The 13,614-nt window shown below is 59.9% G+C and carries 9 protein-coding genes; all 9 read right to left on the reverse strand.

Going from position 1 to position 13,614, the window contains the following annotated elements:
- Window positions 1-2 precede the first annotated feature (2 nt).
- Window positions 3-3,791 carry an ImcF-related family protein gene (locus LGN10_RS13755; RefSeq protein ID WP_226223870.1) on the reverse strand — a complete coding sequence of 1,263 codons (3,789 nt, stop codon included), beginning with the start codon at window positions 3,789-3,791 and terminating at the stop codon, window positions 3-5.
- On the reverse strand, window positions 3,769-5,070 hold the full coding sequence (locus tag LGN10_RS13760; protein ID WP_226223873.1) for a hypothetical protein: 1,302 nt from the start codon (window positions 5,068-5,070) through the stop codon (window positions 3,769-3,771). The genes LGN10_RS13755 and LGN10_RS13760 overlap by 23 nt, the downstream gene beginning before the upstream one ends.
- Window positions 5,071-5,073: 3 nt before the next feature.
- Window positions 5,074-5,331, reverse strand: coding sequence for a PAAR domain-containing protein (locus tag LGN10_RS13765; protein ID WP_226223875.1), 258 nt, complete (start codon window positions 5,329-5,331; stop codon window positions 5,074-5,076).
- 65 nt (window positions 5,332-5,396) lie between these two features.
- Window positions 5,397-7,307 carry a DUF2235 domain-containing protein gene (locus tag LGN10_RS13770; RefSeq protein WP_226223877.1) on the reverse strand — a complete coding sequence of 637 codons (1,911 nt, stop codon included), beginning with the start codon at window positions 7,305-7,307 and terminating at the stop codon, window positions 5,397-5,399.
- A 328-nt stretch (window positions 7,308-7,635) separates the two neighbouring features.
- Window positions 7,636-8,421, reverse strand: a complete 786-nt coding sequence (locus tag LGN10_RS13775; protein WP_226223878.1) for a DUF3304 domain-containing protein — start codon at window positions 8,419-8,421, stop codon at window positions 7,636-7,638.
- A 124-nt stretch (window positions 8,422-8,545) separates the two neighbouring features.
- The gene (locus tag LGN10_RS13780; RefSeq protein WP_226223883.1) at window positions 8,546-9,310 is read right to left on the reverse strand and encodes a DUF3304 domain-containing protein; all 765 of its coding nucleotides are present in this window, start codon (window positions 9,308-9,310) and stop codon (window positions 8,546-8,548) included.
- A 124-nt stretch (window positions 9,311-9,434) separates the two neighbouring features.
- On the reverse strand, window positions 9,435-10,199 hold the full coding sequence (locus tag LGN10_RS13785) for a DUF3304 domain-containing protein (protein ID WP_226223885.1): 765 nt from the start codon (window positions 10,197-10,199) through the stop codon (window positions 9,435-9,437).
- Window positions 10,196-11,185 carry a DUF4123 domain-containing protein gene (locus tag LGN10_RS13790; protein WP_226223892.1) on the reverse strand — a complete coding sequence of 330 codons (990 nt, stop codon included), beginning with the start codon at window positions 11,183-11,185 and terminating at the stop codon, window positions 10,196-10,198. The genes LGN10_RS13785 and LGN10_RS13790 overlap by 4 nt, the downstream gene beginning before the upstream one ends.
- Window positions 11,185-13,536 (reverse strand): type VI secretion system Vgr family protein, encoded by a 2,352-nt coding sequence (locus LGN10_RS13795; RefSeq protein WP_226223893.1) that lies wholly within the window; start codon window positions 13,534-13,536, stop codon window positions 11,185-11,187. The genes LGN10_RS13790 and LGN10_RS13795 overlap by 1 nt, the downstream gene beginning before the upstream one ends.
- Window positions 13,537-13,614 lie beyond the last annotated feature (78 nt).

The raw sequence follows: 13,614 nt of genomic DNA on the forward strand, positions 1-13,614 counted from the left end.
TCTCAAAAAACGAATGCGTCGCCCAGCAGCGTGAGGGCGTGCCGGAACGGGCTGGCGGGTGGATCCGAAAGCGCCGACGTCGTCACCACGCGCGAGATCGAGGGCTTCGGCGGCATCGTTCGTGTCGTCGGGACGGCCGTGGTCGTTCGTGCCGACGCTCGAGCCGGTTCGAGACCGGCATTCCGGCCGGATACCTTCTCCGACGCCGCCCACCTCGCCTCGTCCGGCAACGGGCCGCTGCCCGGAAGCCCCGACGGCAGCGGCACGGCCGCATGCTTCGCGGCCTCGATCGCCGACGTCGGCAACGGCGGCGGACCGCTCGCCGAACCGCGCGCCCCTGCGTTCGCTGCCGCCGTCACGAACACGCGTGCCGGCAACGCGAAATGACGCAACTGGAGCACGTCGAGCGGGCCGGCGCCGGCTTCGCTGCGCAATTGCACCCTGAGCGGCATACCCTGGCTCGTATCCGGCGTCCAGGTCAGCAGATAGCGCGCGTTGTCCTGCTGCGCGACCTTCGCGCGCTCCAGCAGCCGGATGAGACCGAAGCGCCCCTGCGAATCGAGCGCGGTGCGCAAGCCGCCCTGCTCCGTCTGCCATTCGATGTGCGACAGATTTTCAAGCGACTGCCCCGGCCACTCGAACGGCGTCCATTCCTGCTTCTGGTTGAAGTAATGCAGTTCGCGGCCGGACAGCACGAATCGCATGTCGGTGATGCCCGGTGTCGGCTCCGCTCTCAGCTCGTAGCGCACCCGCGCATCGCCGGACGGGAACAGCACCGTCGCCGTGCGCGCGAGCTTGTTCAAGCCGTTGAGGAAAGCCGGATCGATCGTCAATGCGCCGGAGTCCGCGCCCTGCGAGGCCACCCATCGATCGCCATGCCGTTCGACGACACCGGCCAGTTGCGACGTCACGAACTGGGCGATCACGCCACTGTCCGGACGCATGAAGCGCGCCATCTCGGGCAGCGACGCATCGTTGTCGGAATCCGCAAACGGATAACGGCCGCCGAATGTCCTGTTCCAGTCGGCAAGAATCGCGGTACGCCAGATTTCGTTCAGGCTTGCAGCGGCCGGCTGCACGATGACCTGCCACGACTGATCGAACGGCGCACGGAACAATGCGCCGAATCCGGACCATTGCTCGCCGAGGCTTGCGGCGACGCGGCTCGCGTAATCGCGGCTGTCGGCGATATCGGATGTCTTGCCCTGCAGCACGGACTGCGCGGCCACGCGCGCAATCGAATCCGGATCCGGACTGGAGACGATCTGCGACGTCTTCAGGCGCATCGCCGTGATGCGCTCCAGATAGCGTGCGAGGCTCAGGTCGCCGGTTGCGGCCGTCGGAGTGCTTCCCTTGCCGCTGGGTGCCGCGCCGGAAACGAGATCGCTACCGGTCAAACGCAAGATCGGTCCGAATGCCGCGGCGAGCGGCGCAAGCTGTGGTTTTGCCTGCTTCGACGGATCTTTCTCGTCGGCGCCGACCAGTTGCTGCGCCTTGCTGATCAGCGTATCGGACAGCGACTGTGCGTTGGCTCCCGTTCCCGCCTGATAGACGATCGCATTCATCAGCGCGATGAGCGGCGAGCGCTGCGGGTCGCCCAGCAGCGTGAGTTGATCGGCCGTGGCTGATAGCGTAGGTGCGGGTTGCCAACGCAGACTGTTGAGGAATAGCCCCCATGCCCGCGCGTAATCGTCGAAATAGCGCTGACGCAGTTCGGCCTTCAATGTCGACGGAGATGCATTGGCAACCTTGGTGTCGGAGAGTACCCAGTCGCTTGCCACATCGCGTTGTTCGCCGGCTTCGTCGATTGCCTTCGAGATGCGTTCTTCCCATGCTGCACGCGTGAATACGCCGGGTACCGTGGCGGTCGTGCCGAACAGGCCCCGGCTCGTTGCACCACCGACAGAGGATTGCGACGCCGCGTCGCCGAGCAATGTCGCGAGTGATAGCGGCGGGTATTTCGGTGTCGCTTCGTCGACGATCTGCTGGTAGATCGCATCTCCCGAGTTCTGAATGCCGCGCACGCCGACAATCGTCTGGCGGGTGGACGCGATCAGCGCGCCGTCCGGAACAATCGCCGGCGCGGTGCGGTCCGCTCCGGCTCCGTGCCCGATGTGATTGGCGAGGAACGTGATCGCGTGCTGACGCATATCTTCCCATTTGCCGCGCGACAGTTGCGAGCTGGCCGGGCGTTCCGGCGCGGACGTCGCGACGAGTTGCGGCGCCAGGAACGCGGCCACGGCCTGCTCGGGCCTGGCAAGCATCAGGTACGTCTTGAGTGTGTCGTAAGCGGCCTGCACCTGGGCTTCGCCGCCGCTCGCGATTTCCGCGTCGGACAGCGACGCGAGTTGATGCAGTCTCGCCTCGAGCTTCCGGCGGATCGGACCGATGAGGATACGGTTCGCGGCATCGGCGTAGTGCGGCCAAAGGGCGTCGAGCAACGCTTCGTCGCGATTCAGGCCGAAACGGGCAATCAACGGCGCACCGGTGCGCTGACGGATTTCGAGCGTGTCGATCTGGCGATCGAGGTCGGTGAGCGTTTGCAGCGACTGTGCCGGGTTCAAGGCGCGAGTGAGCTTCGCAACCGTATCCGTTGTACTCGAGATCGTTGCACGGTTGCCGAACCCGGACAGCATCGTGCCGACGAGCCAGCAGCCGATCAGCACGGTCGCCATCCACGCCGCCGTGGTCGATAGAGAAAAGCCGATGCGGCGGCCGTGTACGTTGCGGCTGTGGGCGGCGACGGTTTGCCAGATGGTGCGGTGGTGGGAATCGAGCGGCGCATCGCCATCATCCGAATCATCGTCCGGCAAATCGAAATCCGGAGATATCGGCGCTCGTTCTTTGAATAGCGGCGCAAACATCAACCCGTGAAGCGCATGTCTCGAAACGGTGGATTCAGCGGTTCGACGCAGCAGGTCAGATAATGGTCCGCGCAACCTGGAAACATGCTGCGCCAGTTCAGCAGGGTAACGATCATTGGCATTCACGGCGAGGCGCCCGACACCCGCATCCGACAGATCGTCGACGAGGTTTTGCAGCGATTCGTCTATCAGCTCTTCGGTCATGCGCGTGCTCGCGCACGTGAAGCCCATCGCTTCGTCCGGGCTAGGCTGCCCGCTACCGCAATCCGTCAAGTCCAGAAGATAGGCCGGCGCGGCCCAGCGTAACGCGCGTGCGTGGCGCGCGAGCCGCACGGCGAGTTCATCGACGTCGAACGATCCATCCCTCGAACTTCGATGACGCGTAACGGCGACGATCGCATCGATCGGGCGAGAACGACGCAGACGACGAATCTGATCGAGCCATTCGGTGTCGATTCTTTCGTCAATTTTCCGCGCATACAGCACGACCGTATTGCCGAGAATCGCGTAGCCGGTATCGGCCAACCCAGGCGCGAGCCGCCGAACGAGCGGATAGTCACCGGCGACCAGCACCCATCGATCGCGATAGCGCCACCGCCAACCGTGCCTCTCCCTCTGCGCTTGCTTGAGCGATTCGGCTCGAGTCGCGGCATTCACCGTCGTGCCGCTTCCCGATGAAGCCAGCACGCGTGGAGTATGGCCGTTGACCCATTTCTTCACGGCGCGCCAGCCATCGACCGGCCGAGACGAATCACTGAAGCTGAAAATCAACAAGAGCGCCACGAATATGGCACACAGAATGACGAGCGCCAATCCTCGATCTGCGTCGGTTAGGCCCATCCAGTGCGGTCGAATCCATATGATCAGCCCGGGAAGGACGACAAAAACAAGGGATCCGAACAGATCAAGTTTGAATATCCGATTCATGCGGAAGTGCTTGCGTTGTTGATGCGTTATCCAAGTGCGTCACGACAGCGACGAACATATGGCCTTCGTCGCGCTGTGCAACCAGTTGCGGCTTCGGCGATCGATCGGCCGTGTATGCTGCGCAAGCTGCGGCAAGCCATCCGGCCGATGCGCCTGCCTTGCCGACAATTCGATCGAGTTCAAACTCCGTCACCACTTCTTCGGGCGTCGCTTCGGGAGTGCCCGCACCCAACGCCGTGCGCACGGAGCCGGCCGCTTGCCCGTCGAATCCGGTCATCCACAGCGCTCCGATTTCATCCGGCGTAGCGCCGCCCCAGCGGATCCCGTAGGTCAGCGCATGGCCAGGATCGTCATTGCCCGCTCGCCGGGGACGGTGGAACGCAGCGATCGGCCGCAATCCGAAGCGTGAAGCAAGCGCGTCGGAAACCAGCAACAATCCAACTCCGGCCTCCGCGGAACCGGACGCCGGCGGCGCGGCGATTACTCTGTTCAGCGCCACGGAGACGAGCAACACCGCATGCCGATGCAACGGCCCGTTTCTATCGTCAAGCCAGGAATCAACCGTCATCAAATCAAGTGCTTCGGGCGCCCGGTCCGTTCTCGCGAAGCGCAACCCATGACGCCTCCATTCCTTCCGCCATTGCTCGACCACGTCGGACTCACCGACATGCCCGGGAACATCGAGCAAAACGCGCAGCGGCAGATCCGCAGGAAGCGCGTTCAAGGTTGCCTTCAGGTCGTTCAGCAGTCGCTCGTACAGCCATTCAAGAACCCGATCGTGACGCTCCTCGTCGTCAGCGGCGAGACGCGCTTCGATCGGCTCGAACCATCGCGCCGAAACCGATTCGTTTGCCTCGTGCTTCGAAGCCTTCGCATGCAACCTCATCGTTCCACCGACGATCTGATCGATACCATTTTCCGTATCGTCTGCTGTTACACGTGCAACAGCCGCCAGGACAAGCATCGGCACGCTCTCTCGTGCAAAAGCCTGCGCGTTGTACTTCCTGCATGCATCGTTCCAGGCCCGAACTTTCGCGCATTCGAGTTCGTATGCCCTGTAGCGCCGGGACACGACGAAGGCGGAAAAAACAGTCGGATATACGGAAACGCATATCCAGAACCATGGCGTGCGAGTGGGTTCGCCCTCCGGCCAAAGCATCAGCACGGCCAATGCGCCGACAGCCGTCAGCACGATGAACACCGAAGCCCAGAGAATCCGCGACGGCGATTTATCAGGAACCGGCTTCTCACGCGGAAGGGACGAGAAATCCAGCGCCATTGCCTAGCGGCGCCCGCTATTTGGAAGAGAAGAAATCAGACGACAACCACACTCGCACAAGTCATCGTGCTGAGCGACTTCGCGGCCATCGTCGAATGCACCCGAGGTGGCGGTTGCAATACGGTTGTCGCCATGCCGCGGACAGGCCACGGGATCGCGGAGCCGAGCAAGCGGACGTCCCATGAAAAAGCGCGCCTCCGATCCGGCCGTTACATGGCCACCGCCGGTGTGACCGTCTCCGACGCGAATGATGCCCGCCATAATGTGTATCCTCCAAATAAACTGACATCGTCACTGCAACTTGACAGTGGATGGTTGATATTGGGCTATAAACGCCCCGGCAACCGGGCAGCGGGCGTCATCGCCTCGCTGGCCTGCCTGACGCGCTCGCCGTGCTTTTCGTCGCGCTTGCGCTTCTTGTCCTCCTCGACGTAATCGCTGCTTCCGAATGTGTCGATAGCGCGTGTCTGGAAGTACAGAGTCGACGACAGCACGTGGTCATGCCAACTCGTCAGCATCGTGTCGTGAACCAGCAGATCGAATAGCGCCATGACTTTGGGCGGCAGCGGGTTCTTTCCGCTCAGGCCCATCTTCCATGCCTGGATCAGCGCTTCCTGTTCTGGCGTCATCATCATGGCTTCGATCGTCGTCGCACTCGACTCCGGGTCGGCGTCCCATGGCAATGAGCCGTCTTGGGCCATTTCACGTATGCGATCTGCCGATTTGCGCAGCCCGGTTTGTCGAGATTCACGCCGCATCAGCTCTTCGGATTCGCTTTGGATGCGCTCCCAAACACCGACGGAAGGACGTGCTTTCTCGACACCTGCATCTCGATTGGAAACCATCTCCGGCATGACCGAATCCTGCCAACGAGCCAAAGCCTTGTTGAGCGTCACACTATCCACCGGCGGCCGCTGGTTACGCAGTGCGACATACGCTGCCTCCGCGTCGTTGCGCTCCTTCAAACGCTCCCGGTGCCGGGCGGCGAGATCGTCGAAGCGACTCGTCACGGTTGCGCGAAACGCAGGTGACTGGTAACGAACCGCCATCCATCGCAGGAATATCTGCATATGGTCGAGAAAATTCAGGCGTGCGGCGTAGGGAACCATCTCACGGTAGGCGTTGATCAATTCTCCGATTTTGTAGGATGCTTTGCCGTCGGGGATGGGGTTGGCTAGAGTGAATTTCGCGAACGTCTCACCCTTGAACTTGAATAGATCTTCCATCGAATCGAGCACTACACCGTGCGCGATTGCTTCATTGAGCATGTCGCGCAACGCGACGCGCTGAAGTTCCGTTCGCGCTCCAAGCGTTCCTGGTGGCGCTCCGCCGGTGATGTCTTCGCTCGTTCCCGGATAAAGATATTGCAGGCCCCGCGTGTTCTCGAGGCTATCGAGCCGCTGATAGAAGCGCAGCTCATGGGCGGCGGCAAAATGTACGCATCGCTGCACGGACGCCGGTACCGCCAGATTGCGGTCGCCGTAGTTCTGTTTGAGCAGGCCAAGGACAGGCACGATCCCCAGAAGTTTGTTCTCCTCCATCAACGAAGATACGGCGTCGAGCAGGCCAAGAAACTTGATTTCGATCGGAACGGCCGTTTGGTTCGGATCTTTCGGATCCACAAAGGCCAGCGTCGTATCGCTCGGGTGCTTGTAGCGCTGGGTCAGTTCATTCGCCAGCACCCGGGCGAGAACACAACCTCGATCGGCGCCGAAGATGGATACCTGGATCCGCTGGACTTTCGGCATTTTCTGCTTGGCGTCGTAGATCGAGATCTCGAACTGCTTCATCGCGGCCGCCAGCCGATCCTCGACGCCAGTGCCAAACACGCGGGCGATCGCGCGGTTGTCGCGAAACCACGGAACCGAATCAAGCACGACGCCAGAGAACACCGACTCCGCCGTACTCCAGGCTATCGACGGGAAATTCTTCTTCGAGTCGTAGAGAATTTCGCGAATGGCGGCGCGACCGCGTCGAACCCAGCGGTTATTTCGCTGCAGTTCCAACACTCGACCGATATTGCGCGGCGCGGATTCGACCGACTCGACCAGATCCTTGAAAGACTTCACGATTGGACGATACGAAAATTCCTTGAGACCCTTCTTGAATCCTTCCGTGATAGTGTCTTTCGGGCTGATGGGGAGCCGTTTCACGCCAGTCACGTTCTCGCCGACGCTAACTGCAATCGACGCGGCCGCATCGGCGCCCTGCTTTCCGAGCTTGAATGCTGCGGACACGACTTGCCCCTCTCGAGCCTCCTTATTCAGCTCCGTTCCCAGGCCAGAATAGTAGAGGGGGTACCAAAAGTGGTTGCTCCCCGGGTCCCGGCGTGATTCTTCATTGTCACGGTGAGCCTCCCAGAGGCGGCATATGTTCGAGTACCGGGAAGTATTCTTTGCATCGTAGTCGCGATGACGGCCAAATCCATCAAAGAAGAATCCGATGTGTATTACAGCTCCACACGGAATACATTCATCATTCGGATATGCCTTCTTATTTTCCCCGATTGCAGCCCGCACTTTCGCCGGAGTTCGATCTTCCGGTCCAACGACGGTTTTGATGGTTTTATTTTCCACCTTCTACACCTCGTTCAAAGCGTCCTTTCTTGATTTCCTGAACAACGGTGTCCTGCAAGTTCTGCATCGCAGCACCAAAGGCACCTGGCTTGCCCTTCGTCTCCAGCAGTATTTTTCGAACGGCCGGATGCCGATCAAACTCGGGATTAACGAGTGTCACGTAGTAAACATACTGTTCCAGGTCTGCAGCATCAGTTAGGTGATACTTAACCACTCCTTGTGCCGCAACACGTGCTATCTGCCTGAACGCGACAGCGGTATCTACGTCGTCGCCGTCAGCCGTTTTTCCATATTTTTTTTGAAACCAATGATAGACTTTCGCATAAGATATTCTCGCCCCACTCATATCGTTCCGGATCTCGAACTCGATGTGATCGTCCGGATAAAAATGCACGGCCAGCACGTCCTCCCCCGCCCCACCTTTGACTTTTGTCGGCGGAAACTTCACCTCGGTCGTCTTGTGGATCTTCTTGATCGGTGCATACAAATCCTTGATCGCTTCATCCGCGTCGTAGACTTCCCACTCAACCGTGAATTCCGTCCCCTTCAGCTTGTAGCAGCAACTCAACCTTCCGGCGCCAGCGCCCGGCGGCAAATCTCCCCCTCCGCCCGCTCTGTTGCCGTACTTGTCGCGAATCGTGAATTCGCTCAGATTGAACGGCGTGTAGTTAAGCCCCATGATGCTTACACCACGGTAGGTCGGCTCGGAGGAAAATGCATCGCAGCCAGCCAACGTCAATGCGGCAGCGAGGAAGACGACAACCCGTTTAATCATTGCTGAAACACCTCAAATTCAAAGACACAATCCGACGTAACACACGGACTTCGATTCACGAACACGGCTTACCTGATTCAGCAGGGGGCCGTTCGAAGAACCTGTCTCGTGATCACGTCTATGCCTAATCAAATCTGCCTTGCTTGATCTGTTGCACGACGGTATCCGGCAACCTCTGTATCGCAGCACCAAAGGCACCTGGCTTGCCCTTCGTCTCCAGCAGTATTTTTCGAACGGACGGATGCCGATCAAACTCGGGATTAACGAGTGTCACGTAGTAGACATACTGTTCCAGGTCTGCGGCATCAGTTAGGTGATACTTAACCACTCCTTGTGCCGCAATACGTGCTATCTGCCTGAACGCGACAGCGGTATCTACGTCGTCGCCGTCAGCCGTTTTTCCATATTTTTTTTGAAACCAATGATAGACTTTCGCATAAGATATTCTCGCCCCACTCATATCGTTCCGGATCTCGAACTCGATGTGATCGTCCGGATAAAAATGCACGGCCAGCACGTCCTCCCCCGCCCCACCTTTGACTTTTGTCGGCGGAAACTTCACCTCGGTCGTCTTATGGATCTTATTGATGGGCGCGTACGGATCCTTCATGAATTCATCCTGGTCGTATATATCCCACTCAACCGTGAATTCCGTCCCCTTCAGCTTGTAGCAGCAACTCAACCTTCCGGCGCCAGCGCCCGGCGGCAAATCTCCCCCTCCACCCGCTCTGTTGCCGTACTTGTCGCGAATCGTGAATTCGCTCAGATTGAACGGCGTGTAGTTAAGCCCCATGATGCTTACACCACGGTAGGTCGGCTCGGAGGAAAATGCATCGCAGCCAGCCAACGTCAATGCGGCAGCGAGGAAGACGACAACCCGTTTAATCATTGCTGAAACACCTCAAATTCAAAGACACAATCCGACGTAACACACGGACTTCGATTCACGAACACGGCTTACCTGATTCTGCAGGAGGCCGGTCGAAGAACCTGTCTCGTGATCACGTCTATGCCTAATCAAATCTGCCTTGCTTGATCTGTTGCACGACGGTATCCGGCAACCTCTGCATCGCAGCACCAAAGGCACCTGGCCTGCCCTTCGTCTCCTTCAAGATCCGCTGCACCACGGGATGCTCATCGAATTTCGGATTAACGATCTGTCTGTAGTACACGTACTGCACGAGATCTGTCGTGTCGGTCAGGCGATACTTCAACCAGCCCTGCGCCGCGATACGTGCCGTGCGTCTGTAGGCGACGGCCATGTCGGCGTCATCCGGGTTCGCCGCCTTCCCGTATTTGGTCTGAAATAAATAGTCCACTTTTGTATAGGCGATCCTCGTCCCGCTCATGTCGTTCCGAATCTCGAACTCGATGTGATCGTCCGGATAAAAATGCACGGCCAGCACGTCCTCTCCCGCCCCACCCTTGACTTTCGTCGGCGGAAACTTCACCTCGGTCGTCTTATGGATCTTCTTGATCGGTGCGTATAAATCCTTGATCGCTTCATCCGCGTCGTAGACTTCCCACTCAACCGTGAATTCCGTCCCCTTCAGCTTGTAGCAACACGTGAGGCTTCCCGCGCCCGTACCCGGCGGCAAATCTCCCCCTCCGCCCGCTCTGTTGCCATACTTGTCGCGAATCGTGAACTCGCTCAGATTGAACGGCGTGTAGTTGAGTCCCATGATGCTCACACCACGGTAGGAGGGTTCAGGGGAAAATGCGTCGCAACCGGTCAGCGCCAGCGCTAGAGCCAATAGGATGAAAAGCCGACCAATCACGTGAAGTTCCTTCCAGCAACCTCCGAATCCGACGCGATGCGAGCCGCCTCCAGCAGTACATCCGCGTCGATATCACTCAATGCCTCCCGAAACGTCTGCTCGCCGCTCATCGCGCGCTCCAACCTGCCCCGGATCACCGGATGCTCATCGAACCGCGACGAAATGACGACACCCTTTGAAACGTAGTTCAAGAGATCGTCATCGTCGGCTATACGGTATCGACCAGCACGTTCGAGCTGTTCCGAAATACGGTGGTAGAGCGTCCGATCCGTAAAATCGTCGAGCATCGCGCCATACATCGTGCGCAACTGCATCGCAAGCTTGTCGGCACGGCCGAGATACAGCAACGCCATATGCTGCTCGATCGTCATCACCTGCTCGGCGTCGACGACTGCATCGGCGACACCGGCATCGTTGCGCCAGACGATCTCGTTCGACTCACGATCGCGATGCCATATCTCGACACATGGCGACAGAAACGCCTGAGCCTGTTGCGCGCTCCAGACGCCGCGTAACCGAACAAGAATCCGGTTATCGTAGAAATGCAGAAAGTACGCGCGCTTGTCGGGCGTCGAGTAACGGCAGAACGATCGAAAATGCGCCGCCAGAGACCGAATGGGAAACGGAGACCATATCCACGTCAGCATGTGCCGTCCACTCGACTCCCTCCAAAGTCGCCGGACAAGCCTGCTCCCGAGGTCGCGCGAATCATCGAATGCAAAGCGATCGATCCCAATCAGATACGGGGCGATGTCCGTATACGACTCGAGAACGCTGCCGCCCCACAGCGACTCCCATTCGAGCCGCGGCACCTGGACGAGCAGTTTGTCGAGCCCCGGATTGGCGCGCGTATCGGCGAGTATGTACAGGTACGCCGCGACGCCGTCCGCATCGAACGTGTCGAATTGCGCTACCAATCGATCGCGCCACGCCTCCCATGCCGCGTCCGACTCTCGGGTTGGGGTCACACGTCCGGTTCCGGTCATCAAGCGACCTCCGTCATTGCTTCGACACCACGGTGCGCATCAAGCAAACACTCCTTGCATGGCCCGATAGGCATACTCGGCAGAGGCGCCGAAAGCGAGGCAGGGCCGATCCAGTGGAAATTTCCGCACTTGAGCGTGATATCCCCCGGGCATCCGAGTTCGATGTTGCCCCCGTCGATCTTGAGATAGGCGCCGCCACTGGTCAGTGTCAGCGCACCGCGCGAGGCCGCGAGAATCGCACCCTCGCTGCTGGTGAAGTTCATATCCTTCGACGCCGACAACGCCATCGCACCCGTGCGGGCCTGAACGACGACATCCTGTTTTGCGGCCGTCACCCGTATACCCTGGGCTTGTGCGAAAAGCGATACCTGCTTGCCCGCCGCAACCGTGAAGTTGCGCATGACGCCGACGTCGAAATTCCCGCCGGCCGTCGCGATCAGGTTCTGGTCCGCATTAACCTGCATATGCTCCCCCGACGTGAGGCCGATACCCGAGGGGGCGCTCGCCAGAATTGCGGCACGCTTCAAGCCATCCAGTGCTTCCGCATAAAATGACTTCTGTTGCTGCAACTCCGCGACGGTTGCCTCCGCTGCTCGTACCGCCTCGGAAAGCGACTCCATGCGATCGATCGCCCGCTGCAACTGCGCCTGAGCGTCCTTCATGTCGAGCTGGTGCCCCGCCGCACCAACCTGAGCCTCGGTACTCAACAGCATGCCCTTCGGACCACGCGCGGCAAGGTACCCATCGGTACGTAGCTCAACGCCTTTACCGCGCTCCTTGCGGCTCTCATCGACCATGTGACCGAGATTCAGCTCACTGGTCTGAAACGGCGTCGTCAAGTGGACATGCTCAACGCCCTCCCTATCCTCCATCCGCAACTCATTGCGCGCAGCCGTCCGAATCAGGTTCCGCGTATGGTTCAGGTTGTTGACCAGATCCGGATGCACGCTGTCATGCATCGCCCCGATGATCACCGGCCGGTTTGGATCGCCGTCCGTATGGACGATCGCCACCTCCGCCCCGTCGATCAACGGAAAGTGATGCCCATAATCGCCACCGCTATACGGCTTCGCCAACCGCACCGGCCGGCTCGTCCCACCCGGGCTCCATTCATCGAGATCGAATGGCAGCTTGATGACGTACCAGCCCTGCTCGGTCAGGTACGCATACTTGTAGTTGCCTGGCGACGTAATCCGCGCTGGCAGAATCCCGTCGACCACCGGCCGCGAAATCGAGGCCATCGACGTGCGCCACACGCGATCCGACGGAATCCCTTCGAACGCCACCCAGTACGACTCGTTACGCCCGCCGTGCGACTCGACCGACGTCACGAAGACCCCATGTTTCGCATCGGCCGGCTTCGGCTCGACGCGCATGACCTCGCCGGCTTCGAGCGAGAACGGATTGCCCGTTCCCTTGAACGTGATCTGCCCGGCCAGATAGGCCTCGTGCCGCAACCGCGCCACCCGCTTGCCCTCTTCGGGCGTCTCGTAATGCTCGCCCCAGCGATAATCGACGGCGTTCGTCGTGTTGTCGTCGCGCGCCGTGTTTTCCTCGACCAGCAGCGACACCCCGGCCTGTCGATGGTTGTAGTCATGCAGTCGCACGGCCTCCGGCACGCGCTTCATCTCGCGCCCGAGCGTCTTGATCGCATCCGCACCGACACTCTCCAGCCCCGAATCACGCCGATACGGCACCGTGCGCTGCTTGCGCGCATACGCATCGAGATCGTCGCCGAACACCACCACCGCGCGATCCTTCTTCTGCTCCCAGCGAAACCAGATCCCCTCTTCCGCACACATGCGCCGGATGAAAGCGAACGTAGTCTCGTGATACTGCGTCACGTATTCACGGCGCTTGTACTGCCCGCGCAACTGGAACTGAAAATCCACCCCCGCGCGATAACCGTAGTGCCGAAGCGTGTCGGTCACAATCTCCTCGACCGACTGCTTCTGAAACAAGCGGCTGGTCACGCCGCGATCGAGATCCGCGAGCGTCGGTTCCAGCACGACGCGGTAACGCGTTTCGTCCGCCGAAGTCTCAAGCTCGTCGAATTGCGTGATCACACCATGAACCGTATACGCCGCCGGCTTCGTACTGAACCGAGCCGCGTTCTCCCCGAACATCTTTCGCAGGTAATCCATGTCCGGGTCGACCGGATCCGCAACGAACTTCGCCGGCCGGCCCAGCACCTGGTCCATCGGGATCCCGGCCACGGGGCTTGTGAATTCGATCTCGTACCGATAAAGCTGGCTCACGCGGTCCAGCCCCGTGAACTTCAGGATCGAGAACGGCGCCGGATGCGGCGCCAGCTTCAATTCATAAGCCTGCGTAGGCAAAATCATCGACATCGACTCTCTCGGTTGCGCAAACAGGCGGTGCCGCCGGGGCAACCATCGTCACCCCGGCGGTTCGCCATCACACGTCGG

It is taken from the genome of Burkholderia sp. AU32262, from assembly GCF_020419985.1.
Taxonomy (GTDB): Bacteria; Pseudomonadota; Gammaproteobacteria; order Burkholderiales; family Burkholderiaceae; genus Burkholderia; species Burkholderia semiarida.

Coding starts and splice junctions, on each gene's coding strand:
- LGN10_RS13755 (WP_226223870.1), bottom strand. CDS start 3,791: ATGAATCGGATATTCAAACTTGATCTGTTCGGATCCCTTGTTTTTGTC.
- LGN10_RS13760 (WP_226223873.1), bottom strand. CDS start 5,070: ATGGCGCTGGATTTCTCGTCCCTTCCGCGTGAGAAGCCGGTTCCTGAT.
- LGN10_RS13765 (WP_226223875.1), bottom strand. CDS start 5,331: ATGGCGGGCATCATTCGCGTCGGAGACGGTCACACCGGCGGTGGCCAT.
- LGN10_RS13775 (WP_226223878.1), bottom strand. CDS start 8,421: ATGATTAAACGGGTTGTCGTCTTCCTCGCTGCCGCATTGACGTTGGCT.
- LGN10_RS13780 (WP_226223883.1), bottom strand. CDS start 9,310: ATGATTAAACGGGTTGTCGTCTTCCTCGCTGCCGCATTGACGTTGGCT.
- LGN10_RS13790 (WP_226223892.1), bottom strand. CDS start 11,185: ATGACCGGAACCGGACGTGTGACCCCAACCCGAGAGTCGGACGCGGCA.
- LGN10_RS13795 (WP_226223893.1), bottom strand. CDS start 13,536: ATGTCGATGATTTTGCCTACGCAGGCTTATGAATTGAAGCTGGCGCCG.